The sequence below is a fragment of the Pseudomonas palmensis genome (assembly GCF_017848315.1).
GTDB lineage: Bacteria > Pseudomonadota > Gammaproteobacteria > Pseudomonadales > Pseudomonadaceae > Aquipseudomonas > Aquipseudomonas palmensis.
The window spans coordinates 1-23,676 of the sequence record NZ_JAFKEC010000075.1; the positions used below are offsets into that span (position 1 = coordinate 1).

A 23,676-nucleotide genomic window follows, 5' to 3' on the forward strand; every position below is an offset into this window, starting at 1 on the left:
GGCCCGCGAGATCGCCGCCGGCCTCGGCGTGGCGCCGGCCATCACCACCAGCGGCGAGCTGCGCTTCGGCACCTGCCTGCTCAACCCGCCCAGTGGTTATGCGCTGGCCGACCTGGAGCTGGGCAAGCGTTTCGTGTCCGACCTGCTGGCCGATGAAAGCGTGCGCATCGATGGCGCCGCGCCGTGGCTGGAACAGGCGCAACTGCCGCAGAGCGAGCAGGCGCAGCTGGCCATTCACGTGGGCTGCGATGCACGTGAGGCCGACGCCAACGAGCTGGTGATCTACCCGCGCTGCGTGCTGGTGGCCGTGAGTGCCCAGGTGCCGGAGCTGGCCGCGGCGGTGCGTGCGGCGCTGCACCGCGCGAAGATCGCCGAGCCGGCATTGGCCTGCCTGCTGGCGGCCGACAGCGAGATGGCCAGCCCGGCGTTGCACGCGGCAGCGGCCGAGCTGGGCGTGCCGTTGCGCTTCGCCCCGGCCGCCGGCAGTGTTGCCGAGCTGGCCGCGCAGGCCTGGCCGCAGTTGCTGGCGCCGCAGTGCGCAGGCGAGGGCGTGGCGATTGCGGTGGCCGGCCAGCCGATCGACCCGCAACGGATCGGGCGCGCCCGTGGCCGCCTGGCGGTGATCGGCCTGGGCCCGGGCGCCGCCGACCTGATGGTGCCGGCGGTCAAGGCCGAGCTGGCACGCGCCAATGACGTGCTGGGTTATGAAACCTATGTGCGCATGGCCGGCCCGTTCCGCGCCGATCAGGTGCTGCACTGCACCGACAACCGCGAAGAAATGCAGCGCGCACGGCATGCCTTCGAGCTGGCCGCGCAAGGCCGCTCGGTGGTGGTGGTGTCGTCGGGCGACCCGGGCGTGTTCGCCATGGCAGCGGCGGTGCTCGAAGCCTTGCACGAGTCGACGGACCCGCAGTGGCACAGCGTCGAGCTGCAGATGCTGCCGGGCGTCTCGGCCTCGCTGGCCACCGCCGCGCAGGCCGGTGCGCCGCTGGGGCATGACTTCTGCGTGCTGTCGCTGTCGGACAACCTCAAGCCCTGGGACATCATCGAGAAACGCCTGGACCTCGCCTGCCAGGCCGACCTGGCGCTGGCCTTCTACAACCCGATCTCGCGCTCGCGGCCCTGGCAGCTGGGGCGTGCCCTGGAGATCGTGCGCCAGCACCGAACGCCAGCCACCCCGGTGGTGCTGGGCCGTGACATCGGCCGCCCCGGCCAGACCCTGCGCACCCTGACCCTGGGCGAGCTGACGCCAGAGCAGGTGGACATGCGCACCATGGTGCTGGTGGGGTCGTCCACCACCTGCACCTTCGCGCGTGCCGACGGTGGCGAGTGGGTGTACACGCCGCGTTGGTATGGCGCCGGCCGCCCTGGATAGCCACAGGGTCTCGTAGGGAAAGAAAGGTGCGCCTGGAAACGGGCGCACCTTTTTTCATGCAGGCCCGGTGATAGTTTGCAGTGGCCTGGCTGTGCCGCGGCAAACCAAAACTGAACAAGGATGATGTTATGGATAACTCGACTGTGTTTCCCTGCGCGGAAAAAAGCGCTGAATTCTTCAGCAACCTGGAAGTACCGGATCTTCAGCATTCGCCGCTGTCCATGCGCGGGCTGCTGGCCAGTGAAGGGCTCGATGACGAAGCGGGCGAAGTGGCACTGATGACCAGCGAAGGCCCGACGATTCTGACCTTTGCCGACAAGCTGTCGGCGGACAAGCGCCAGATGGCCAAGGACGCCACCCTGTTCGCCGAGATGGTGGCCAACACCTCGGGCAGTATCCAGGAGCAGCCCCTGCAATGGCTGGCAGCCTACCGGGAGGCCATGCTGCACGCCGGCTGGTTCATGACCAGTTCGGACCGTCAGAGCTACAACACCAGCAAGCGCGACATCACCATGGACAGCGTGGTGCTGGAAATCGTCGCCTCGGTGGCCGGTGGCAACGCAGCCGCCATGATCCCGCTGGTTTCCAGGGCCCTCGACAAGCTCAAGGGCGACGAGGACATGATCACCCTGTTCAACAACAACAGCACCGGCGCGAGCAAGGACAGTTGCCGCATTCTGCCGTGCCTTGAAACGGATAACGGCGAAGCCGTGACACTGTTCATCGGGCTTGAATACAACAAGCGTACCGACAAGGGCGGCGCACTGTTCTGGAAGTGGGACAACGAAACCATGGACATCACTCAGGTGGCCACCATGGTCAACTGGAACGAACGTGTCTATCAGCGCAACAAAGACGACATCCACGACTACATGGGTATTTCCTCGGATAACTTCTTCAGGAAAATCAAGAAGAAGTAATTCTACCGGCACCGGTGTCAAGGCGCCGGTGCCGCTATCCTCAAGGAGTCGAGGCATGGCAATGCAGTACGAGACATGGGTCAATGGTGCGCAGCTGATTTCATTTCCCGGCGGGTTGAGCGCACCGGACAGGGATGATGTATTGAACTCCCACTTGCTGGCGCAGGTGTCGGCCAACCAGGACGGCCTGGTCACCGCCAACCCCCGGGCCTGGTTCAAGCGCAATGTGGACGGCCTGGGCCAGCTCATGTGGAGCACCCAGACCGTGCAGTCCGATGTGTCCAGGTTCGCCGGCCTGGATGACCTGAGCATCGTCGCGCTGGTGACCAGGCACCTGAAGAAGAAGTTGCCTGCGGCCATCGTGCGGCAGATGACCGGCATGCTGGAGCAGATTTGCGAACTGGCCTACGAGCACCCGGCGCGCCAGCTGTTTCGTGCCCAGGTGCTCGCGCACACCCAGGCCAGCCAGCGCACGGCGATCAACTTCCAGCTCAGTGCGTGTACTGCGCCAGACCAGGTGTTCAGCCTGTTTGTGAGCCTGGCGCTGGTGGTGCCGCTTCAGCAGGACTTTCTGCACCAGACGTTCTGCGGGGTCGACAGCCCGGGCGACGCGCTGTTCTTCTACAGCCACAAGCAGTTGTCGGTTGCGCGGTATGCGCGACTGCGCGAGATGACGGTGGCAGCCCTGGAGGACGATGCCGTTGTGCTCAGGCGGGTGGTGCCGCAGGCCAAGGCCAAGGCCGACGGCTCGCTACAAGGGGGCACCCATGACCTCCACTGAACGTTCGCAGGTGATCGGCGACAACCGGGTGTCGTTCGGTGATGGCATGGACCCTGCCGACATGCAGGACATGATGGACCTGATGGTGTACGCCGAGATGTACGCCAGCAAAGCGGTTGGCCAGCATGCCTCGCCGCAGGCCTGGAATGAGTTCCACCATGCCTGCCTGCTCCGGCATGGTTGCCGCCTGATCAGCTTTCTGTCGTCGGTGTCCACGGCTGCCCACGACCTGGCGCAGGTGCGTGCCTTCGAGGTCACGGTGGTACAGCGGGACGCCGAGGTGCTGTTTCACCAGGTGATCAGCCAGTCGCTGCGCGACCTCGACCTGGAGACCAAGGCCCGGCGCCACTTCGAGTCTTCGGCCATGCCCAGGCGCGACGTGGAGAAGGCCATGCACTGCAAGGTCACGCCCTGTTTCACCGATCGACGCAACCAGCCCATGCTGTGTTTCTGCGGGCTGGTGATGCGCTTTGAAGTGGACGTCGAACACGGCTTTCTGACCGATACCTACCGGCGCTACGTGACCCTGACGCCCCATGGTGGCTGCTACCTGTTCGATCGCCAGGCGTACGCGAGCCATCGCACGTTCGTACTGGCCCAGACCCGGGCACTCTCGGAAGGTTTCTTCCTGGACCGGTAGGGGCTAGAGCACCAGGTAGCCCTTGATCCCGGTGAAGATGATCTGCGCCGCCAGGGCGCACACGAACAGGCCCATCAGCCGGCTGACGATCTGCAGGCCCTGGTCGCCAAGCAGCCGTTCGATGCGGTGCGACAGAAACAGCACCAGGCCAACGGTGAAGCTGGCCAGGGCGATACTCACGATGGCCAGCAGCTTGTCGTCCCAGTGCGGCTGGCTGACGCCCATCACCAGCAGCGCACCGATGGTGCCGGGGCCGACGGTCAGCGGGATGGTCAACGGCACGATGGTCACGTCCTGCTGCACGTTGTCGGTGTTGACCGCCGACTTGCCCTGGGCCATGCCCAGCGCCGAGATGAACAGCACGCTGCCGGCGCCGATGCGAAACGCGTCGGGGGTGATGCCGAAGATGCCGAAGATTGCCCGCCCGAACAGGTACAGCAGCACGCTGGCGATCAGTACCGCCAGCGCCACGCGCCAGGCCAGCTGCTTGCGCTCCTTGCTGGAGTGGCCGCGGGTCAGGCTGATGAAGCAGGACAGGACGAAGAACGGGCTGTAGAGCACGAGCATCTTCAGGTAGACGCTGAACAACTCATGGAGCATGGCGTGGGCTCGCGGCAAAGGGGGCGTTGGGCAAGTGTATCAGTGGGGGACGGGCGCGTTGTCGGGCTGCTCGTGGGGCTTGCGGTGGGCCACCCAGTATTCGATCAGTTCGCGCAGTTGCGACAGCTCCACCGGCTTGGCCATGTGCCCGTCCATGCCGGCCTGGCGTGCGCGCTCCTTGTGCTCGGCCAGGATGTGCGCGGTCAGCGCCACCACCGGCGTGCGCGGGCGCAGGCTGACCGCCTCCCAGGCGCGCAGCTGCTGGGTGGCCGAGAAGCCGTCCAGCACCGGCATCTCGCAGTCCATCAGCACCAGGTCGTAGCGCTGCGCCTTCATGGCCTGCAGGGCTTCCTCGCCGTTGCTGGCGGTGTCGGGCTCCAGGTTGAGCTTGCCGAGCATGCCGCGGATCACCTTGGTGGAGATGTTGTTGTCTTCGGCCACCAGGATGCGGAAGTCGGCGGGCACGTCCAGCGGGGTGGCCAGGCTGGGCGGCTGCATGCCGAGCATCTGGCCCTTGCTGCGCTGGGCCAGCTCTTCGGCCAGGGTGGTCTTGAGAGTGTAGCCGGCCACGGGCTTGGCCAGGATGCGCTTGACCCCGGCGTTGCGGGCGATGACCTTGCTCGGCGCATTGGTGATGCCGGTGAGCATGATGATCAGGATGTCGTGGTTCAGGCTCGGATCTTCCTTGATCTTGGCGGCCAGTTGCATGCCGGTCATGCCGGGCATGTTCTGGTCGAGCAGCACGGCATCGAAGTAGTCGCGCAGATGCGCCTTGGTGCGCAGCAGGGCCAGGGCTTCCTTGCCCGAGGGCACGGCGCTCACGTTCATGCCCCAGGCGCTGCACTGCTGCACCAGCACCTTGCGGCAGGTGTCGTTGTCGTCCACTACCAGCACCCGGGCATCGCGCAGCGGGCCGTCGAGGTCGGCGGCGGGCTGTTCGAGGCGCTGCGGGTCCAGCGGCAGGGTCATCCACAGGGTGTTGCCCTGGTTGTGGCTGGTCTTGATGCCGAACTCGCCCTGCATCAGGGCGATCAGTTGCTTGGCGATCACCAGGCCCAGCAGGCCGCCGAGCTTGTTGCTCGACAGCACGTGCTCGCTGTGCAACTCGGCCTGCAGCAGTGCCTCGCGCTCGCTGGGCGGGATCGGTTCGCCGCTGTCCTGCACGGCCAGGCGCAGGCGCGGGCTGCTGCCGCGCTGGTCCAGTGCCACCACCAGCAGGATCTCGCCCTGCTCGGTCTTTTTCAGGGCGTTTTCCAGCAGGCTCAGCAGGGCCTGGCGCAGGCGCGTGGGGTCACCGCTGATGACCCGCGGCACCTGTGGCTGGGTGAAGCTGATCAGTTCGATGTTCTGCTGTTCGGCCTTGGCCCTGAAGATGCTCAGGCAGTCCTCGATCAGGGCGTTGAGATCGAACTGCACGTCATCCAGCTCGATCTGGCCGGACTCGAGCTTGGAGATGTCGAGGATCTCGTTGATCAGGGTCAGCAGCTCGTTGCCGGCACTGTGGATGGTCTGCACATAGTCGCGCTGCTTGACCGACAGCGGGGTGCCCAGCAGCAGTTCGGTCATGCCCAGCACACCGTTCATCGGGGTGCGGATCTCGTGGCTGATGCGTGCCAGAAACTCTGCCTTGGCGTTGATTTCGGCGGTGCTGGCGGCCAGTTCGCGGCTGGCGCTGAAGCGCGCCTCGCTGATGCTGCGCAGGCGCTCGCCCAGGGCCATGTTGAGCAGAAGGCCGGTGAAGGCGGTGAACCCCAGCAGAATGAACAGCAGCCATTCGGTGGGGGTGCGGGTAAGGCCCAGCAGCGCCGGCAGCACCACCAGGCAGCCCAGGTTGAACACCAGCATGGCCAGGCTGAGCAGGCGCGCCGGGGCGAAGCCGCGCACCCAGTGGCAAACGGCCGTGATCAGCATGCTCAGGCTGGCCAGGGCCACCAGCGCGTAGGTGGCCAGGTTCAACGGCAAGGTGTCGACGAACAGCAGCAACAGGCCGCCGATGGCGATCAGCAGGATCTCGCCTTGCAGCAGGCGGGCCAGGCGCGGCTGCTGCAGGGGGGCGAAGAAGCGCAGGGTGAAGGCCAGCCCGCAGAGGCTGGCGAGCAGGGCGGTGAGGTAGGCGGCCGGGGTCTGCGAGGTCTGCCAGAGGTTCCACGGCCCGCTCAGGTTGAGCAGGATCAGCGCGCTGAGCAGCATCAGGCTGTGGTAGCCGGCCAGCCACAGGCTGCTGGTGGAGCGCGAATAGCCGAAGCGCACCAGGTTGTGCAGGATCAGCATGCCCATGCAGCCGAACAGCAACCCGAACAGCAGTGGCTGGCGCTGGTCGGCGGCGGCGCTCACGGCGGGCATCAGGCTGATGCCGGGCCGCAGCTGGTGCTCGGAGACCAGCCGCAGGTAGAGGTCCTGGGCCTGGTCGCTGCTCGGCACCGCCAGCAGGTGATCGTTGGTGGTCAGGCTCACCGGGCCGTTGGTGTCCGGGCGGCCGTTGTGGGACTGCTCGATCAGCCGGGCGCCGTCGACCACATACAGGTTCAGGTGGGACAGGTCCGGGGCGAACAGGCGCAGTACCTGTTCGGGCTGGTGTGGGGGCAGGTGGTAATGCAGCCAGAGCGCCTGCTGGGGCTCGGCGGCATCGAGCTGGTTGAGCTCGATGGGACTGAACTGGTTACGGTAACGCTCGGAACGGATGTCGCTCAGTTGCAGGTTGGCCTGATCGTCGAGCAATACCGACCACCCACTGCCCGAATCGGCCGTGGCCGGGAACAGGCAGAGCAGAGTCAGCAGGCTGACGGTGAGTCCAATGGCAATCCTGAGCCAACGCACGAGATATCCCTTCCTAGCCAAATGCCGGTTTGCAACTATGCGCGGCGTGCCAAGCCGAAGGCAAGGCCCCTTTGGAGCCTTGCCGTGTCAGCTTACTCCTGGTGCTCGCCACGTTCACGGGCGATGGCGCGGTAGCCGATGTCGGTGCGGTAGAAACTGCCGTCCCACTCGATTTCGGCGGCCAGGCGGTAGGCCTGCTGCTGAGCGGCTTCGACGGTCTCACCCAGGGCAGTGGCACACAGTACGCGACCACCGCTGGTGACCACCTGGCCGTCCTTGAGGGCGGTACCGGCATGGAACACCTTGCCGGTGAGCTTGGCTGCGGCGTCCAGGCCGCTGATCGGTGCGCCCTTGGCGTAGTCGCCCGGGTAGCCGCCGGCGGCCAGTACAACGCCCAGGCTCGGCTGCGGGTTCCACTGCGCTTCGACCTTGTTCAGGGCCTTGGCGAACGCCGCTTCGATCAGCAGTACCAGGCTCGATTCCAGGCGCAGCATCACCGGCTGGGTTTCCGGGTCGCCGAAGCGGCAGTTGAACTCGATGACCTTGGGGTTGCCGGCCTTGTCGATCATCAGCCCGGCATACAGGAAGCCGGTGTACACGTTGCCTTCGGCAGCCATGCCGTTGACGGTCGGCCAGATCACCTGGTCCATCACGCGCTGGTGGACTTCGGCAGTGACCACCGGGGCTGGCGAGTAGGCGCCCATGCCGCCGGTGTTGGGGCCGGTGTCGGCGTTGCCGACGCGCTTGTGGTCCTGGCTGGTGGCCATCGGCAGCACGTTCTGCCCGTCGACCATGACGATGAAGCTGGCTTCCTCGCCGTCGAGGAACTCTTCGATGACCACGCGCGAACCGGCGTCGCCGAACGCATTGCCGGCGAGCATGTCGCGTACCGCGTCCTCGGCTTCAGCCAGGGTCATGGCGACGATCACGCCCTTGCCCGCGGCCAGGCCGTCGGCCTTGATCACGATCGGTGCGCCTTTTTCGCGCAGGTAGGCCAGGGCCGGCTCCACTTCGGTGAAGTTCTGGTAGTCGGCGGTCGGAATCTTGTGACGGGCCAGAAAGTCCTTGGTGAAGGCCTTGGAGCCTTCCAGCTGCGCCGCGCCCTTGGTGGGGCCGAAGCAGTCCAGGCCGCGGCTGCGGAACAGGTCGACCACGCCGGCCACCAACGGGCCCTCGGGGCCGACGATGGTCAGGGCGACGTTCTTCTCGGCGAAGTCGGCCAGTTGGTCCAGGGCGGTGACGTCGATGTCGACGTTCTTGCACTTGGCTTCGGTGGCGGTGCCGGCGTTGCCGGGGGCGACGAAGACAGTCTCGACGCGAGGGTCCTGGGCAACTTTCCAGGCCAGGGCGTGTTCGCGGCCGCCGCTACCGATGATCAAAACGTTCATGTCAAAACCTCGATGACGCTAATTCGGAGAGTAACTGTAGGAGCCGGCGTTGCCGGCGAAGGTCGCACCGCGTTGACCGGGCGGGCCCATTCGCCGGCAACGCCGGCTCCTACACGCAGTGGATCAGTGACGGAAGTGGCGCATGCCGGTGAACACCATCGCGATGCCGGCTTCGTCGGCCGCGGCAATCACCTCGGCATCACGCATCGAACCGCCCGGCTGGATCACCGCAGTGATACCCACCTTGGCCGCGTTGTCGATACCGTCGCGGAACGGGAAGAACGCATCCGAGGCCATGACCGCACCCTGTACCTGCAGGCCGGCATGCTCGGCCTTGATCGCGGCGATGCGCGCCGAGTTCACGCGGCTCATCTGACCGGCGCCGACACCGATGGTCTGGCGGTTCTTGGCGTAGACGATGGCGTTGGACTTGACGTACTTGGCCACTTTCCAGGCGAAGATCAGGTCGTGGATTTCCTGCTCGGTCGGCGCACGCTTGGTCACCACCTTCAGGTCGCCCTCGGTGATCATGCCGATGTCGCGGCTCTGTACCAGCAGGCCGCCGGTGACGCGCTTGTAGTCCCAGGCAGCGGCACGCTCGGCCGACCACTGGCCGCACGCCAGCAGGCGCACGTTGGCCTTGGCGGCCACCACGGCGCGGGCTTCTTCGCTCACGCTCGGGGCGATGATCACTTCGACGAACTGACGCTCGACGATGGCCTTGGCGGTTTCGGCATCCAGCTCGCGGTTGAACGCGATGATGCCGCCGAAAGCTGATTCGGTATCGGTGGCGTAGGCCAGCTCGTAGGCCTGGCGGATGCCGCCCTCGGCGTCCGGGCTGACGGCCACGCCGCACGGGTTGGCGTGCTTGACGATCACGCAGGCCGGCTTGACGAAGCTCTTGACGCATTCCAGCGCGGCGTCGGTGTCGGCCACGTTGTTGTACGACAGCTCCTTGCCCTGCAGCTGGGTGGCGGTGGCGATGCCGGCCTCGCTCGGCTTGGCCTCGACGTAGAACGCCGCGCTCTGGTGCGGGTTCTCGCCGTAGCGCATTTCCTGGGCCTTGACGAACTGGCTGTTGAAGGTGCGCGGGAACTGGCTGCGGTCTTCGGTGCTCAGGGTGTCGGCCGCCTGGTTCACGGTGCCCATGTAGTTGGCGATCATGCCGTCGTAGGCGGCGGTGTGCTCGAACGCCTTGAGCATCAGGTCGAAGCGCTGGGCGTAGGTCAGGCCACCGGCCTTGAGGCTCTCGAGTACCTGGCCGTAGTCGCTGGCGTTGACCACGATGGCCACGTCCTTGTGGTTCTTGGCCGCCGAGCGAACCATGGTCGGGCCGCCGATGTCGATGTTCTCGATGGCGGTCGGCAGGTCGCAGCCCGGCTTGGAGATGGTGGCTTCGAAGGGGTACAGGTTGACGGCGACCAGGTCGATCGGCTTGATCCCGTGCTCGGCCATGATGGCGTCATCGGTACCGCGACGGCCGAGGATGCCACCGTGGATCTTGGGGTGCAGGGTCTTGACCCGGCCGTCCATCATTTCGGCAAAGCCGGTGTAGTCGGCAACTTCCACCGCGGCGACGCCATTGTCCTGGAGCAACTTGAAGGTGCCACCGGTGGACAGGATCTCGACGCCGAGCTGTTGCAGCTCACGGGCGAATTCGAGGATTCCGGTCTTGTCGGAAACGCTGATCAAGGCGCGGCGGATCGGCAGGCGGGTAGTCTGGTCGGTCATTTCAGATTCCATAACGCGGTGGAGTCAGCAAAAAAGGCGACCTCATCGAATGGGAGCCGCCTTTTCTGGTGTGGATTCGTTGTTACAGCAGATCGTACTGCTTGAGCTTCTTGCGCAAGGTGCCCCGGTTGAGCCCCAGCAGCTCGCTGGCCTTGGTCTGGTTGCCCTTGACGTAGTTCATCACGCTTTCGAGCAAGGGTGCCTCGACTTCAGAGAGCACCAGGTTGTACACGTCCGTGACAGCAGCGCCCTCGAGGTGCGCAAAGTAGTTGTGCAGCGCCTTCTCCACGCTCCCGCGAAGGGTCTGGCCCTCTTCGCTCGGGGTGTTCAGGTGCTGTTTCAGGTTGACGTTGTCGCTCACGGGCGTTGTTCCACTCACTAAAGTCTCGGTCATCATCGTCATGCGGCCACCCCTTGTCCGTCCTCTGTCTCAAGGCTCTGTTCACGTTCGCGGAAAAACTCGCGAACGTCGGCGCACTGCGCGTGTGTTTCTTCCAAACCATTGAAGCGGGCGCGAAACTCCCTGGCGCCCGGTAACGTTGCCAGGTACCAGCCCACATGCTTGCGGGCGATACGCACACCCATCACATCGCCATAGAAGGCGTGCAGCGCGGCCAGGTGCTCCAGCAGAATTCGTTCCACTTCAGCCAACTGCGGTGCCGGCAACAGCTCGCCGGTGCGCAGGTAGTGCTCGACCTCGCGAAAGATCCACGGCCGCCCCTGGGCGGCGCGGCCGATCAGCAGGCCGTCGGCGCCGGTGGCGTCGAGCACCTGTCGGGCCTTTTGCGGCGACGTGATGTCGCCATTGGCAAATACCGGTATCGACACCGCCTGCTTGATGGCGGCGATGGTGTCGTACTCGGCGTCGCCGGTGTACAGGTCGGCACGGGTGCGGCCATGTACGGCCAGTGCCTGAATGCCTGCCTGCTCGGCGATCTTCGCCACGGTCAGGCCATTCTTGTTGTCCCGGTCCCAGCCGGTGCGGATCTTGAGGGTAACGGGTACGTCCACGGCGGCGACCACCGCCTGGAGGATCTCGTTGACCAGCACTTCATCCTTCAATAAAGCAGAGCCTGCAGCTTTGTTGCAGACTTTTTTTGCCGGGCAGCCCATGTTGATATCGATGATCTGCGCGCCGGCCTCGACATTGGCCCGGGCCGCGGCCGCGAGCATCTGCGCGTCACCGCCGGCGATCTGCACCGAGCGGGGCTCGGGATCGCCATCGTGAATCATGCGCAGGCGCGACTTGCGGCTGTTCCACAGGCTCATGTCGCTGCTGACCATTTCGGACACCACCAGGCCTGCGCCCATTCGTCGGCACAGCTGACGAAAAGGCTGGTCCGTGACCCCGGCCATCGGGGCAAGGATCAGGGCGTTCTGCAGTGTGTATGGGCCGATGCGTACCGCCGACATAGGAGTTCCCTGTTGTGGGGGCCGATCTTAGAGTTCGAAAAAGGGTGGGCATGATACCCGCTCTCGGTGACCGGATAAAGGTCGATCTGGATAAAATATGAACAGTTTGAGCGGCAAGCGACAAGCTTCAAGCCCCAGCCAAAAGCAGGAGTGGCGTGATACCGCGCTTTTCTCTTGCCGCCTGAAGCTTGCCGCTGGTCGCTGGGTTTACTCCGGCGAGCGGAAGCTCAGGCTGTAGTTGACCGCCTTCGGGCCCGGATCGAGGATGTCCAGGGCGATGTGGATCGGGGTCTGGCTGGGCATTTCGGCCTTGCCGGCCAGCTCGCCGCTCAGGTACTCGCCGGGCTTGAAGCGACGGCTGGCGATCAGTTGGCCGTTGAGGTCGGCAAACCGCAGCTCCAGCAGCGGGAATGGCTGCGAGAAGGGCGCACGATTGTAGATGATCGCGTCCACGATCAACGCGCCGGCAAAGTCCGGGTGGCTGCGGACCACCAGGTTGCTGCTCTTGATGCGGGCGATGTCGACCTTGGAAGGCACTTCGCAGCCCAGTTGCGGGCACAGCTGCTGGAACCAGGGGCGGTACTGGTCCTGGCGGGCCAGTTCGTCGAAGTGATAGGCGATGTACTGGCCAGCCAGTGCCGCGCCTGCCAGCAGAGTCAGCAGCGCCCACAGCAGGCGCCGGCCCCAGTGGCTGCGCGGCTTCTGCCAGTCGAGCTGCAGCGGGTCGTCGACGATGTCGACCAGCGCCGGCTTGCGCGGCGAGCGTGCGGCCATCGGGCCAAGGTCGGGTTCGTGGCGGGTATTCGGGGCGTCGTCGAACGCCGGGTCCGGCGCGTCGGGCTCATCGCCCGGGTCGCGTGCCGACAGGTGCTCGGCCACCACGTCGGGGTCGTGGAGGGGCTGCTCGCGCAGCGGGGGCTCGTCATCCAGGCCGTCCAGGTCCAGCGACAGCGAGGGTTCGGTGCGCTCGCCCGGCAGCGCCACGGTAGCCGGGACGGGTTCGTCGACCAGCGGCGGCTGCGGCGTTGCCTGGGCTTCGCGTTCGTCGGCCGGGCTGCTGAACAGGCTGTCGGTGTACGAGGTGTCGTCCGGGCCGTCGCGCTGGGCGCTGAGGCTGTCCTCGCGGCGTGGCGCCAGGTCGAAGTCTTCAGCCTGGCTGCGCTTGAACTCGCTGATCGGCTGGATTTCGCGTTGCTCCAGGCGGGCGAGTTCCTGGTCGAGGTCCAGTTGGTCGAGGTCGACGTCCAGCGCGCTGGCCGTCCATTCGCGCTGGCTGATCGGCGCGGGGGCCGACGGCGCTGGCTGCGGTGCATGTTCGGTTTCGGCCACCGGCGCAGGCAACGGCGTTGCCGGCGGCAGCGCGGGGGCCACCTGCAGCGCCTGTTGCGCTGCACTCTGCTCCAGCAGTTGCTTGGCGGCGTTGAATACCTGCAGGCAATTGCCGCAGCGCACTACCCCGCGGGCCACACTCAATTGAGTGTGGCTGACGCGAAAGCTGGTCTGGCAATGCGGGCACTGGGTGACGAAACTGTCGGTCATGCGGCGGTCCGGGTTGTGCAGAGTTGTAGTCTAGGCGCAGTTAGCGCCGGCGACCACTGATGCGTACCCAGCCATCGCGCACGGCGATCGGGTCCAGGTCGAAGTCCTTGGCGTAGGCGGCGGCCACTTCATCGCCCTGTTCGGCGAGGATGCCCGACAGCGCCAGCAGGCCGCCGGGGCGTACCAGGCCGGACAACTGCGGGGCCAGCGAGACCAGCGGGCCGGCGAGGATGTTGGCCACCAGCACGTCGGCCTGCATGGCCGGCATGTCCTGGGGCAGGTACAGGTCGAACAGCGCGTCGGCGATGCCGTTGCGCCCGGCATTGTCGCGCGAGGCCTCGATGGCCTGCACGTCGATGTCGGTGCCCACCGCCTTGCGTGCGCCCAGCAGCAGCGCGGCGATGGCGAGGATGCCTGAGCCGCAGCCGAAGTCGAGTACTTCAGTGCCGTTCAGGTCCTGGCCGTCGAGCCATTCCAGGCACAGGGCGGTGGTCGGGTGGGTGCCGGTGCCGAACGCCAGGCCTGGGTCGAGCAGCAGGTTGACGGCGTCCGGCTCGGGGGCGGCGTGCCAGCTGGGCACGATCCACAGGCGCTGGCCGAAGCGCATGGGCTGGAAGTTGTCCATCCAGCTGCGTTCCCAGTCCTGGTCTTCGATCACTTCGGCCTGGTGCTCGGGCAGGGCGGCCCCGGTCAGCAGTTGCAGGTGGGCAAACACTGCCTCGGGTTCGGCGTCGGCTTCGAACAGGGCCAGCAGGTGGGTGTGCGACCACAGCGGGGTAGTGTTGAGGTCCGGTTCGAAGATCGGCTGGTCTTCGGCGTCCATGAAGGTGACGGAGACGGCGCCGACTTCGAGCAGGGCATCTTCGTAGGTTTCGGCTTGTTCCGGGCTGATGGCCAGACGTACTTGCAGCCAGGGCATGGCGGGCACCTTTGGGTAATTCGTGGAGGGCAGCCGCTGGGGACTGCGCGAAGCGCGCCAGTTTACTTGAGTGCGAGGGGTTTGTATCGGGGGCGCTGCAGTGTCTGTACTGGCGTGATCGCGGGTCAAGCCCGCTCCCACAGAGACGGCAGTGATCCCTGTGGGAGCGGGCTTGACCCGCGATCGGGCTGCAGAGCAGCCCTCGAGACACAAACCGGTGCTGGTCAGTGCCCGCGCAAAAACGCCAGCAGTCGCGCATTGACCTGCTCGGCCGCTTCCAACTGCACCATGTGCCCCTGGCCCGGCAGTATCGCCACCTCGGCTGGCAGGCCGTCCACATGGGTGGCCGGGATGATCGCGTCATCGCTGCCCCACAGCACCAGCGTCGGCTGCTGCGCCACCACCGGGCGCAGGTCGTGACGCTGCACGCCGTCGCTGGCCAGTGCGTCGGCCAGTTGTCGCAGGGCCTCGTCCACCCCCTCCAGGCGCTTGAACCTGAGCATGTCCTCGAGCATCTGCCGGGTCACCAGCCCGGGGTCGGAGAACAGCTGCGTCATCTGCGGCTTCAGGGCGTTGCGGTTGGCCGCCGCAACGATGCCCTGCAGGTAGCCGCCATTGATCTCGCGCCCCAGCCCGGCGCTGGCGATCAGGCTCAGCGACTGCACCCGCGCAGGTGCCAGCCGCGCCAGGTTCAAGGCCACCGCACCACCCATGGAGTGCCCGGCCAGGTGCACGCGCCCCAGGTCCAGGTGATCGAGCAGGGCCAGCACGCTCTGGCTCAGCTCATCCAGGTCGCCGCGTTGCAGGTGCTTGCCCGACTCGCCATGCCCGGGCAGGTCGAGGGCGATCACCCGGCGCTCGGCGGCCAGCGCCGGGTGGTTGAACATCCAGTTGTTCAGGTCGCCGCAGAAGCCGTGGATCAACACCAGCGGCGTACCGCCTTCGCCGAGGTCGAAGTAGCGCACCCGGTGCCCGCCCAGCTCGACTTTCTGCGGCGCCGGGCCGCTGTCCTGCTCGGCGCCGTCACCGGGCACGAAATCGGCCTGAAAGCGCTGCACCACCGCATCGATCTGCGCGTCGCTGGCCTCGCCCTCGACCACCACGGCCAGCAGCGCCCCCACTGCCAGGGTCTCGTCGGGCCTGGCGATCTGACGGCGCAGCACGCCGCTGAACGGGGCCTCGACGCTGCTGGAGATCTTGTCGGTCTCCACGTCCAGCACCTCGTCGCCCTTGCTGATGTGCTCGCCTTCCTGCTTGAGCCAGGTGTCGATGCGCCCCTCGGTCATCGACAGGCCCCACTTGGGCATGGTCAGGGTATGGATCTGGCTCATGCCGCGTTCCTCCCTTTCATCACTGTGTGCACAGCAGCCTCGATCTTGGCGGCGGTGGGGATGTAGAGGTCTTCCAGCGCGTCGGAGAACGGCACCGGGGTGTGCGGCGCAGTGACCATCTCGATCGAGCCCTTGAGTGCGCCGAAGGCTTTCTGCGCCACCAGCGCACTGATGTCGGTGGCCATCGAGCAGCGCGGGTTGGCTTCGTCGATCACCACCAGGCGGCCGGTCTTTTCCACGCTTTCGAGAATGCTGTCTTCATCCATCGGGCTGGTGGTGCGCAGGTCGAGTACCTCGCAGTCGATGCCCTGGCGCGCCAGGTTGGCCGCCGCCTCCATGGCCAGGTGGACCATGCGCCCGTAGGTCACCAGGGTGATGTCGTCGCCGTCACGCAAGAAGTTGGCCTCGCCGAACGGCACGGTGTAGACCTCTTCCGGCACTTCGCCCTGCAGGCTGTAGAGCAGCTTGTGCTCGCAGAAGATCACCGGGTCGTTGTCGCGGATCGCCTGGATCAGCAGGCCCTTGGCGTCATACGGCGACGACGGGCACACCACCTTCAGGCCCGGGATGTGGGTCCACAGCGAGGTGAGCATCTGCGAGTGCTGGGCGGCGGCGCGCAGGCCGGCGCCGACCATGGTGCGCATCACCAGCGGGGTGACCGCCTTGCCGCCGTACATGTAGCGAAACTTGGCTGCCTGGTTGAGGATCTGGTCCAGGCAGCAGCCGGCAAAGTCGACGAACATCAGTTCGCACACCGGGCGCAGGCCCTGGGTGGCGGCGCCGACCGCTGCGCCCACATAGCCGATTTCCGATAGCGGCGCGTCCAGTACGCGGCCGGGGAACTGCCCGTAAAGACCCTTGGTGACGCCGAGCACACCGCCCCAGGCGTCATTCTCGCCCGGTGCACCGGCACCGCCGGCGACGTCTTCGCCAATGATGAACACCGTGGGGTCGCGGCGCATTTCCTGGGCCAGGGCTTCGTTGATGGCCTGCTGGTAGCTGATTTTTCTCGCCATGATGATTCTCCGATTGTTCTTGTTGTAAGGGCAGCGTGCTCAGGGGTAGGCGACGTACACGTCGCTGAGCAGGTCGGCAGGCTGGGGCTTGGGGTCGGACTTGGCGCGGCGCACGGCGTCTTCGATCAGGTCCTCGACCTGGGCATCCACCAGGTCCAGTTGGGCGTCGCCGAGCAGCCCGGCGCGGGTGGTGCGCTGGCGGAACTGCATCAGGCAGTCGCGGGTTTCGCGCAGGTTCTTCACCTCGTCCGGGGCGCGGTAGGTTTGCGCGTCGCCTTCGAAGTGGCCGTAGTAGCGGGTCAGCTTGACCTCCACCAGCGACGGGCCCTGGCCGCTGCGGGCACGCTCGATGGCGGCGCCGGCCGCCTCGTGCACGGCAAAGAAGTCGTAGCCGTCGATGGTCACCCCGGGCATGCCGAAGCCGGCGGCGCGGTCGGCGATGTGGTCGCACGCCACCGACCAGTTGGAGGCGGTGGCCTCGGCGTAGCCGTTGTTCTCGGCCACGAAGATGCACGGCAGGTTCATGATCGCGGCCAGGTTCATGGCCTCGAACACCGCACCCTCGTTGGAGCCGCCGTCGCCGAAGAACACCACGGCCACGTCATCGGTGCCCTTGAGCTTGGCCGCCAGGGCAGCGCCGGCCACCAGGGGCGCGCCGGCGCCGACGATGCCGTTGGCGCCGAGCATGCCCTTTTCCAGGTCGGCGATATGCATCGAGCCGCCCTTGCCGCCGCACACGCCGGTCTTCTTGCCGTAGATCTCGGCCATCATGCCGTGCACGTCCACGCCCTTGGCGATGCAGTGGCCGTGGCCGCGGTGGTTGGAGGCGATGCAGTCGCTGTCGCGCAGGTGCGCCATGACCCCGGCGGCCGACGCCTCTTCGCCGGCATACAGGTGCACGAAGCCTGGGATCTCGCCGGTGGCGAACTCGATGTGCAGGCGCTCTTCGAAGGCGCGGATGGTGCGCATGACCCGGTAGGCATGCAGGAGTTGCTCGGTGTTCAGGTGAGTGGACATCTTGTTGTTCTCCAGGGTTGTCTCAGCACTGAGGGTGCGCAGGGTGTTGCGGGTGTTCGCGGCCTACCGCCAGCAGGCGATGGCGGGCTGCGAAGGCCAGTACGGCCTCCACGTCGATGCTCAGGGGGCCGTGGGCGTCGAGGGTGACGGTGGGGCGGTCGTGCTCGCTGAACTCGATCTCGCGCTCGCCGTCCAGCGCCAGGGTGCCGCTGGACAGGCTCAGGGAGTAGGCGACGCCCGGTGCCAGCGGGCCGGCGGCCGTGATGCCGCAGCCTTGCACCAGGCCAGGGGCCAGCGGCGCCAGCAGCGCCTGTTCGGCCTGGCCGTTCAGACGCACCCAGGCCCCTTCGGCGGCGTGGCGCGACACCGGGCACCACAGCCCGCACAGCGCCGAGAGGCCGATGGCGTGGGGTTCGGCGAAGGTGGCGAAGACTTCGGCAAGGTCTTCGGCGCGGCTCAGGGCGCGGGCGCCGATGAAGCGCTGCGGCGACACCGCGACTTCCACCAGCGCCCATTCGCACAGCTCCCGCGCCGGGTCGCGCACCAGCAGGCGCTTGTTGCGGCGCAGGCCCACCTGGGCCGGGATGCGCCCGGCGGCAAACAGCCCGCCGGCCAGCCCGGCGCTGGTGGCCTCGCGCAATTCGGGGAAGGCGTTGTTGGTACCGGTGGAAAGGGTCAGCAGCGGAATGTCGCCGACCTCGGCGGCCACCGCCTTATGGGTGCCGTCGCCGCCGAGCACGGCGATCAGTGCGACCCCGCGGGCGAGCATCTGGCGCGCGGCCAGGCGGGTGTCCTCCACGGTCTGGCGCAGCGGCATGTCGAGGATGTCCAGTTGCGGCCAGCGCTGGCCGGCGGCCTGCGGGCCGTTGCTGGCCTTGAGCACGGCGGCGGCGATGCCGGTCATGTCCGGCGGCAGCAGCACGCGCCGGATGCCGGTGGCGGCGAAGGCGGCCAGCAGGCGTTGCACGGCCGAGGCCTTGTCGGTGCTGGAGTACAGGCCGGCGCTGGCGGTAAGCCTGCGCAGGTCGCGGCCCGAGGCCGGGTTGACGATGATGCCCACGGTGGGGGCGGGATGGCTCATGGCGCACCTCTGGTTCTTGTGTACCAGGGCTGGAGCAAGGGTGGTGCCAGGTTGGGTGAAAGGCTTGATCCAGAGCCTTTGCGCAGCATTCCAAGGGCGTACTCGCGGGGTGTCGGCAAGACGCTGCGTTGCAGTGCGGGCAGCGCCGCGGCGAGACGCCGAGACGCTGCGTCTCACGGCGCCGCTTGCCCAGGCGGTGCTTGTCGGGGCCTGGCAAACGGCGCTTAATGGGCCGCATAACGACAAGAACACGAGAACCGGAGGCCCCATGCTTGCCGCGAACTCCAGAGCCCACGTCGACTGTGTCAGCCGTGTGCTCAAGAATGCCGACCGCCAGCCCCAGGCGCCGGTACCGCCGTTGATCCTCGACTCCTGGCGCCGCTCGATGGAGCAGCACCGCCTCGACCCTTCCTCGCAGCAAGGGCCGCGCATCCTGTCGCAAACCCTGCTAAACGAATGCCGCGAACGCGCCGAGCTGTTCATGCGCATTGCCAGCGATGCGGTGGCGCGCCTGCACGAGCGGGTGCGCGGTGCCGACTACTGCGTGCTGCTGACCGACGCGCAGGGTCGCACCATCGACTACCGCGTCGACGCCGCGCTGCGCAACGACTGCCGCAAGGCCGGCCTGTACCTGGGCACCTGCTGGTCGGAAGGCGAGGAGGGCACCTGCGGGGTGGCGGCGGTACTGACCAGCCAGGTGCCGGTCACGGTGCACAAGCGCGATCACTTTCGCGCCGCGTTCATCGGCCTGACCTGCTCGGCGGCGCCGGTGTTCGACCCGCAGGGCAAGCTGCTGGGGGTGGTCGACGTGTCGGCGCTGCAGTCGCCGGACGACCGGCGCAGCCAGCACCTGATCCGCCAACTGGTGGTGCAGACCGCGCGGGAGATCGAGAACGCGTTTTTCATGCACAACGCCCAGGCGCATTGGGTGTTGCGGGCGCACAGCGCGCCGGGGTATGTGGACAGCCAGCCGGACTTTCTGCTGGCCTGGGATGCCGACGGACGCCTGCAGGCGCTCAACAGCCTGGCGCGCTCGGCATTGCTCTCGCGCTACGGCGAGCTGCCGGCGCATATCGGCCAGCTGTTCGACCTGGACCAGTTGCGCGCGGTGACCGACGAGTCGGCCCAGCGCCTGAGCTGGCGCGCCGATGGCGATGCGCTGCATGTGCGGGTCAGCTCGCCACAGCGTCCGGCGCGGGTGGTGCCGGTGCCGGGCGGGGTGGATGCACGGGTGGAGGAAAGCCTGCGCCTGGCGGTGCGGGTCAAGAACTGCAACCTGGCGGTGCTGGTGGTGGGCGAGACCGGTGCGGGCAAGGAGGTGTTCGCGCGCCAGCTGCATGAACGCAGCGCGCGGGCCGGCAAGCCGTTCGTGGCGCTCAACTGCGCGGCGATTCCCGAGAGCCTGATCGAGAGCGAACTGTTCGGCTATGTGGCCGGGGCGTTTACCGGGGCCTCCAGCAAGGGCATGCGCGGGCTGCTGCAGCAGGCCGATGGCGGCACGCTGTTTCTCGACGAGATCGGCGACATGCCGCTGGCCTTGCAGACCCGCCTGCTGCGGGTGCTGGCCGAAGGCGAGGTGGCGCCGCTGGGTGCGGCCAGGCGCGAGCGTGTGGATATCCAGGTGATCTGCGCCACGCACCGCGACCTGGCGGCGCGGGTGGCCGACGGGCGCTTTCGCGAAGACCTGTACTTTCGTCTGGCCAATGCGCGCTTCGAGCTGCCGCCGCTGCGCGAGCGCAGTGACCGGCTGGCCTTGATCAACCGCTTGCTGGCCGAGGAGGCGGCCGGTTGCGGGGTGGACGTGGGCTTGAGCGAGGCAGCGCTGGAGTGCCTGCTGGGGTATCGCTGGCCGGGTAACCTGCGCCAGTTGCGCCAGGTGCTGCGTTACGCCTGCGCGGTGTGCGCCGGTGGCACGCTGCAGTTGCAGGACCTGCCGGCGGATGTGCGCGGGGCGCAGGTGCAGGGCCAGGTGCAGGCCAGCATGAGCCCGCAGCGCCAGGTGCTGCTGGAGGCGCTGGTACGCCATCGCTGGAAACCGGGGGAGGCGGCCAAGGCGCTGGGTATTTCGCGGGCCACCTTGTACCGGCGGGTGCATGCGCATGGCATCGAGATGCCGCGCATGGGTCAGCATTAGGCGGCACGCCTTCGCCGGCAAGGCCGGCTCCTACAGATTCGACGTTCCCCTGTAGGAGCCGGCCTTGCCGGCGAAGAAGGCAACACAAAAAAAAGACCCCGGCACCAGGCCGGGGTCTTTTTCACATCACACCTGCATCACTCGTCGTTGGCGAGCTTGTGTTCCAGGTAGTGAATGTTCACGCCACCTTTGCAGAAACCTTCATCGCGCACCAGTTCGCGGTGCAGCGGGATGTTGGTCTTGATGCCGTCGACGACGATCTCGTCCAGCGCATTGCGCATGCGCGCCATGGCTTCGTCACGGTCCTTGCCGTAGGTGATCAGCTTGCCGATCAGCGAGTCGTAGTTCGGCGGTACCGCATAGCCACTGTACAGGTGCGAATCGACGCGAACGCCGTTGCCGCCCGGTGCGTGGAAATGCTTGACGGTACCCGGGCTCGGAATGAACTTCTTCGGGTCTTCGGCGTTGATCCGGCACTCCAGCGAGTGACCGCGAATCACCACGTCATCCTGGGTGAACGACAGCTTGTTGCCAGCGGCGATGCTGAGCATCTCCTTGACGATGTCGATACCGGTGACCATCTCCGAAACCGGGTGCTCCACCTGAACACGGGTGTTCATTTCGATGAAGTAGAACGCGCCGTTCTCGTAGAGGAACTCGAAGGTGCCGGCACCACGGTAGCCGATGTCGATGCACGCCTTGACGCAGCGGGCGAAGACTTCCTGGCGGGCCTTTTCGTCGATACCCGGGGCTGGCGCTTCTTCCAGCACCTTCTGGTGGCGGCGCTGCAGCGAGCAGTCGCGGTCACCCAGGTGCACGGCGTTGCCCTGGCCGTCGGACAGTACCTGGACTTCCACGTGACGCGGGTTGGTCAGGAACTTCTCCAGGTACACCATCGGGTTGCCGAAGGCGGCGCCGGCTTCGCTGCGGGTCAGCTTGGCCGAGGCGATCAGGTCCTCTTCCTTGTGCACCACGCGCATGCCGCGACCACCACCGCCACCGGCGGCCTTGATGATCACCGGGTAGCCGACTTCACGGCCGATGCGCAGGGCTTCTTCCTCGTCTTCCGGCAGCGGGCCGTCGGAACCCGGAACGGTCGGTACGCCGGCCTTGATCATCGCGTCCTTGGCCGACACCTTGTCGCCCATCAGGCGGATGGTGTCGGCCTTGGGGCCGATGAAGGCGAAGCCGGAGTTCTCGACCTGCTCGGCGAAATCGGCGTTTTCCGCGAGGAAACCGTAGCCTGGGTGAATGGCGGTGGCGCCGGTCACTTCAGCGGCTGCGATGATCGCCGGGATGTGCAGGTAGGAGTGGGTGGCCGAAGCCGGGCCAATGCATACCGATTCGTCGGCCAGGCCCAGGTGCATCAGCTCGCGGTCGGCGGTGGAGTGCACGGCGACGGTCTTGATGCCCATCTCTTTGCAGGCGCGCAGGATCCGCAGGGCAATTTCCCCGCGGTTGGCGATCAGGACTTTTTCCAACTTGGCTGGCATCGTTGGTTCTCCGCGGTTCAAACGATGGTGAACAGCGGCTGGTCGTACTCAACCGGCTGGCCGTCTTCTACCAGAATGGATTCGATCACACCGCTGGTTTCAGCTTCGATGTGGTTCATCATTTTCATGGCTTCGACGATGCACAGGGTGTCGCCTTTCTTCACGGTCTGGCCGACTTCGACGAAGGCAGGCGAGGTAGGCGAGGCTTTGCGGTAGAAGGTACCGACCATTGGCGAGCGGGCCACGGTGCCGTTGAGCTTCGGCGCGGCTGGCGCTTCGGCGGCAGCCGGGGCAGCGGCGGCCACAGGGGCGGCGGCCGGTGCGGCAGCCATCGGGGCTGGCGCGTAGTACTGCTGGGCCGGGGTCTTGCTGTGGCGGCTGATACGGACGGACTCTTCGCCTTCCTTGATCTCCAGCTCGTCGATGCCAGACTCTTCCAGCAGTTCGATCAGTTTCTTGACTTTACGGATATCCATTAATCATCAACTCCCAAGGGTCGGTCAGGGTCGTATAAACGTGAATGTTAACGTTCGTACACGGCCCGGCCTGCGGCCAGGCTTCGGTTATTCAGGGTTTGGCGTGCGCTGCCAGGTGTTCCAGGGCGGACTCCAGGGCCAGGCGATAGCCGGTGGCGCCCAGGCCGCAGATCACCCCTACGGCGACGTCTGAAAAGTAGGAGTGGTGGCGAAACGGCTCGCGCTTGTGCACGTTGGACAGATGCACTTCGATGAATGGGATGCTCACCGCCAGCAATGCGTCACGTAATGCGACGCTTGTGTGCGTGAAAGCCGCCGGATTGATCAGGATGAAGTCCACCCCTTCGTTGCGTGCGGCGTGGATGCGATCGATCAGTTCGTACTCGGCATTGCTTTGCAGGTATTGCAGATGGTGGCCGGCGGCGCGTGCACGCTGCTCCAGGTCCTGGTTGATCTGGGCCAGGGTCACGGCCCCGTAGACGCCCGGTTCGCGGGTGCCTAGCAGGTTCAGGTTGGGGCCATGCAGCACCAGTAGCGTTGCCATCTGCGGTTCCTTTTATTGTCGGGCAAAAACGTAGCGCGGCGACTATGCCGCAAACTGCCGAGCACTGTCCAGTTACCTGCAATAGCCAGCACGATGACCGAGATTCGCGCGAAATTTATGACTATCTTGCCAGTTTCGGTCATCCGTGGCGCTTTTCAAGCGGCCCCAGCAGTTATAGACCCACTTCGTTGCGAATGCGCGCCAGGTGTTCGGCAAATTCGCCGGCTTTTACCTCGCCTATCACCCTGCTGTCGGTTTTTTCGCTGCCGTTCGCGGCAAACACCAGGAAGCCCGGCGGGCCGAACAGCTGGTAGCGGTCCAGCAGCGCGCGTTGCTCGGCGTTGCTTTGGGTGATGTCGAACCGTACCAGGCGGTAGCCCTGCAGTTGCGCCTGCACGGCCGGATTGCCGAGCACGTCATGCTCGATCACCTTGCAACTGATGCACCAGTCGGCGTACCAG

The 23,676-nt window shown here is 66.3% G+C and carries 21 protein-coding genes; 5 read left to right on the plus strand and 16 right to left on the minus strand.

Going from position 1 to position 23,676, the window contains the following annotated elements; translation table 11 throughout:
- The 4 genes from cobJ to JZZ72_RS25235 form a co-directional block, all read left to right on the plus strand.
- The coding region (gene cobJ, locus JZZ72_RS25220; RefSeq protein WP_210015337.1) for a precorrin-3B C(17)-methyltransferase at nt 1–1,375 on the plus strand (1,375 nt) is incomplete at its 5' end.
- A gap of 128 nt (nt 1,376–1,503) precedes the next feature.
- Entirely contained in the window at nt 1,504–2,295 is a 792-nt protein-coding gene (locus tag JZZ72_RS25225; RefSeq protein ID WP_058541565.1) for a hypothetical protein, read from the plus strand.
- 55 nt (nt 2,296–2,350) lie between these two features.
- Nucleotides 2,351–3,076, plus strand: a complete 726-nt coding sequence (locus JZZ72_RS25230) for a hypothetical protein (RefSeq protein WP_116052617.1) — start codon at nt 2,351–2,353, stop codon at nt 3,074–3,076.
- Nucleotides 3,063–3,716 (plus strand): hypothetical protein, encoded by a 654-nt coding sequence (locus JZZ72_RS25235; RefSeq protein WP_210015338.1) that lies wholly within the window; start codon nt 3,063–3,065, stop codon nt 3,714–3,716. The genes JZZ72_RS25230 and JZZ72_RS25235 overlap by 14 nt, the downstream gene beginning before the upstream one ends.
- 3 nt (nt 3,717–3,719) lie before the next feature.
- Here the strand turns inward: JZZ72_RS25235 and JZZ72_RS25240 are convergent, their stop codons facing one another.
- The 12 genes from JZZ72_RS25240 to JZZ72_RS25295 all read right to left on the minus strand — a co-directional run bounded on the left by JZZ72_RS25240 (nt 3,720) and on the right by JZZ72_RS25295 (nt 18,568).
- Nucleotides 3,720–4,316 carry a MarC family protein gene (locus JZZ72_RS25240; RefSeq protein WP_043860475.1) on the minus strand — a complete coding sequence of 199 codons (597 nt, stop codon included), beginning with the start codon at nt 4,314–4,316 and terminating at the stop codon, nt 3,720–3,722.
- Between the two features lie 39 nt (nt 4,317–4,355).
- On the minus strand, nt 4,356–7,133 hold the full coding sequence (locus tag JZZ72_RS25245) for a hybrid sensor histidine kinase/response regulator (RefSeq protein ID WP_210015339.1): 2,778 nt from the start codon (nt 7,131–7,133) through the stop codon (nt 4,356–4,358).
- Nucleotides 7,134–7,225: 92 nt separating this feature from the next.
- A complete protein-coding gene (gene purD / locus JZZ72_RS25250) occupies nt 7,226–8,521 on the minus strand; it encodes a phosphoribosylamine--glycine ligase (RefSeq protein ID WP_043860473.1) in 1,296 nt (431 codons plus the stop codon).
- Between the two features lie 123 nt (nt 8,522–8,644).
- Entirely contained in the window at nt 8,645–10,252 is a 1,608-nt protein-coding gene (purH, locus tag JZZ72_RS25255) for a bifunctional phosphoribosylaminoimidazolecarboxamide formyltransferase/IMP cyclohydrolase (protein WP_123753279.1), read from the minus strand.
- An 82-nt stretch (nt 10,253–10,334) separates the two neighbouring features.
- Complete coding sequence (fis, locus tag JZZ72_RS25260; protein WP_003186237.1) at nt 10,335–10,655, minus strand: DNA-binding transcriptional regulator Fis; 321 nt, start codon at nt 10,653–10,655, stop codon at nt 10,335–10,337.
- Nucleotides 10,652–11,665, minus strand: coding sequence for a tRNA dihydrouridine synthase DusB (gene dusB / locus JZZ72_RS25265; protein ID WP_043860471.1), 1,014 nt, complete (start codon nt 11,663–11,665; stop codon nt 10,652–10,654). Before dusB ends, fis begins: the two co-directional genes overlap by 4 nt.
- A gap of 207 nt (nt 11,666–11,872) precedes the next feature.
- Nucleotides 11,873–13,204, minus strand: a complete 1,332-nt coding sequence (locus JZZ72_RS25270; RefSeq protein WP_210015340.1) for a DUF3426 domain-containing protein — start codon at nt 13,202–13,204, stop codon at nt 11,873–11,875.
- Between the two features lie 40 nt (nt 13,205–13,244).
- Entirely contained in the window at nt 13,245–14,123 is an 879-nt protein-coding gene (gene prmA / locus JZZ72_RS25275) for a 50S ribosomal protein L11 methyltransferase (RefSeq protein WP_043860469.1), read from the minus strand.
- A 224-nt stretch (nt 14,124–14,347) separates the two neighbouring features.
- Entirely contained in the window at nt 14,348–15,454 is a 1,107-nt protein-coding gene (locus JZZ72_RS25280) for an acetoin dehydrogenase dihydrolipoyllysine-residue acetyltransferase subunit (protein ID WP_078481548.1), read from the minus strand.
- On the minus strand, nt 15,451–16,470 hold the full coding sequence (locus tag JZZ72_RS25285; protein ID WP_210015341.1) for an alpha-ketoacid dehydrogenase subunit beta: 1,020 nt from the start codon (nt 16,468–16,470) through the stop codon (nt 15,451–15,453). Before JZZ72_RS25285 ends, JZZ72_RS25280 begins: the two co-directional genes overlap by 4 nt.
- Nucleotides 16,471–16,509: 39 nt before the next feature.
- Nucleotides 16,510–17,487: a thiamine pyrophosphate-dependent dehydrogenase E1 component subunit alpha gene (locus JZZ72_RS25290; RefSeq protein ID WP_043860466.1), complete on the minus strand. Its 978-nt coding sequence runs from the start codon at nt 17,485–17,487 to the stop codon at nt 16,510–16,512.
- A gap of 22 nt (nt 17,488–17,509) precedes the next feature.
- The gene (locus JZZ72_RS25295) at nt 17,510–18,568 is read right to left on the minus strand and encodes an ATP-NAD kinase family protein (RefSeq protein WP_043860465.1); all 1,059 of its coding nucleotides are present in this window, start codon (nt 18,566–18,568) and stop codon (nt 17,510–17,512) included.
- A 268-nt stretch (nt 18,569–18,836) separates the two neighbouring features.
- On the opposite strand from JZZ72_RS25295, the gene JZZ72_RS25300 reads away from it, so the two are divergent.
- Nucleotides 18,837–20,702 (plus strand): sigma-54-dependent Fis family transcriptional regulator, encoded by a 1,866-nt coding sequence (locus tag JZZ72_RS25300; protein ID WP_104572966.1) that lies wholly within the window; start codon nt 18,837–18,839, stop codon nt 20,700–20,702.
- A 137-nt stretch (nt 20,703–20,839) separates the two neighbouring features.
- Here the strand turns inward: JZZ72_RS25300 and accC are convergent, their stop codons facing one another.
- The 4 genes from accC to JZZ72_RS25320 form a co-directional block, all read right to left on the minus strand.
- Nucleotides 20,840–22,195: an acetyl-CoA carboxylase biotin carboxylase subunit gene (accC, locus tag JZZ72_RS25305; RefSeq protein ID WP_043860463.1), complete on the minus strand. Its 1,356-nt coding sequence runs from the start codon at nt 22,193–22,195 to the stop codon at nt 20,840–20,842.
- Nucleotides 22,196–22,212: 17 nt separating this feature from the next.
- On the minus strand, nt 22,213–22,671 hold the full coding sequence (gene accB, locus JZZ72_RS25310) for an acetyl-CoA carboxylase biotin carboxyl carrier protein (RefSeq protein ID WP_043860462.1): 459 nt from the start codon (nt 22,669–22,671) through the stop codon (nt 22,213–22,215).
- A 91-nt stretch (nt 22,672–22,762) separates the two neighbouring features.
- Entirely contained in the window at nt 22,763–23,215 is a 453-nt protein-coding gene (gene aroQ, locus JZZ72_RS25315) for a type II 3-dehydroquinate dehydratase (protein WP_043860461.1), read from the minus strand.
- A gap of 172 nt (nt 23,216–23,387) precedes the next feature.
- Nucleotides 23,388–23,676 (minus strand): thioredoxin family protein (locus JZZ72_RS25320; protein ID WP_210015342.1); only part of this gene is annotated, 289 nt, incomplete at its 5' end.

Bases quoted from the DNA above. Each gene is read 5' to 3' on its own strand.
- JZZ72_RS25230 (WP_116052617.1), top strand. From the start codon at position 2,351: ATGGCAATGCAGTACGAGACATGGGTCAATGGTGCGCAGCTGATTTCA.
- accB (WP_043860462.1), bottom strand. From the start codon at position 22,671: ATGGATATCCGTAAAGTCAAGAAACTGATCGAACTGCTGGAAGAGTCT.
- fis (WP_003186237.1), bottom strand. From the start codon at position 10,655: ATGACGATGATGACCGAGACTTTAGTGAGTGGAACAACGCCCGTGAGC.
- JZZ72_RS25225 (WP_058541565.1), top strand. From the start codon at position 1,504: ATGGATAACTCGACTGTGTTTCCCTGCGCGGAAAAAAGCGCTGAATTC.
- JZZ72_RS25240 (WP_043860475.1), bottom strand. From the start codon at position 4,316: ATGCTCCATGAGTTGTTCAGCGTCTACCTGAAGATGCTCGTGCTCTAC.
- JZZ72_RS25280 (WP_078481548.1), bottom strand. From the start codon at position 15,454: ATGAGCCAGATCCATACCCTGACCATGCCCAAGTGGGGCCTGTCGATG.
- JZZ72_RS25290 (WP_043860466.1), bottom strand. From the start codon at position 17,487: ATGTCCACTCACCTGAACACCGAGCAACTCCTGCATGCCTACCGGGTC.
- prmA (WP_043860469.1), bottom strand. From the start codon at position 14,123: ATGCCCTGGCTGCAAGTACGTCTGGCCATCAGCCCGGAACAAGCCGAA.
- JZZ72_RS25295 (WP_043860465.1), bottom strand. From the start codon at position 18,568: ATGAGCCATCCCGCCCCCACCGTGGGCATCATCGTCAACCCGGCCTCG.
- JZZ72_RS25235 (WP_210015338.1), top strand. From the start codon at position 3,063: ATGACCTCCACTGAACGTTCGCAGGTGATCGGCGACAACCGGGTGTCG.
- accC (WP_043860463.1), bottom strand. From the start codon at position 22,195: ATGCCAGCCAAGTTGGAAAAAGTCCTGATCGCCAACCGCGGGGAAATT.
- JZZ72_RS25285 (WP_210015341.1), bottom strand. From the start codon at position 16,470: ATGGCGAGAAAAATCAGCTACCAGCAGGCCATCAACGAAGCCCTGGCC.
- purD (WP_043860473.1), bottom strand. From the start codon at position 8,521: ATGAACGTTTTGATCATCGGTAGCGGCGGCCGCGAACACGCCCTGGCC.
- JZZ72_RS25270 (WP_210015340.1), bottom strand. From the start codon at position 13,204: ATGACCGACAGTTTCGTCACCCAGTGCCCGCATTGCCAGACCAGCTTT.
- aroQ (WP_043860461.1), bottom strand. From the start codon at position 23,215: ATGGCAACGCTACTGGTGCTGCATGGCCCCAACCTGAACCTGCTAGGC.
- purH (WP_123753279.1), bottom strand. From the start codon at position 10,252: ATGACCGACCAGACTACCCGCCTGCCGATCCGCCGCGCCTTGATCAGC.
- dusB (WP_043860471.1), bottom strand. From the start codon at position 11,665: ATGTCGGCGGTACGCATCGGCCCATACACACTGCAGAACGCCCTGATC.
- JZZ72_RS25300 (WP_104572966.1), top strand. From the start codon at position 18,837: ATGCTTGCCGCGAACTCCAGAGCCCACGTCGACTGTGTCAGCCGTGTG.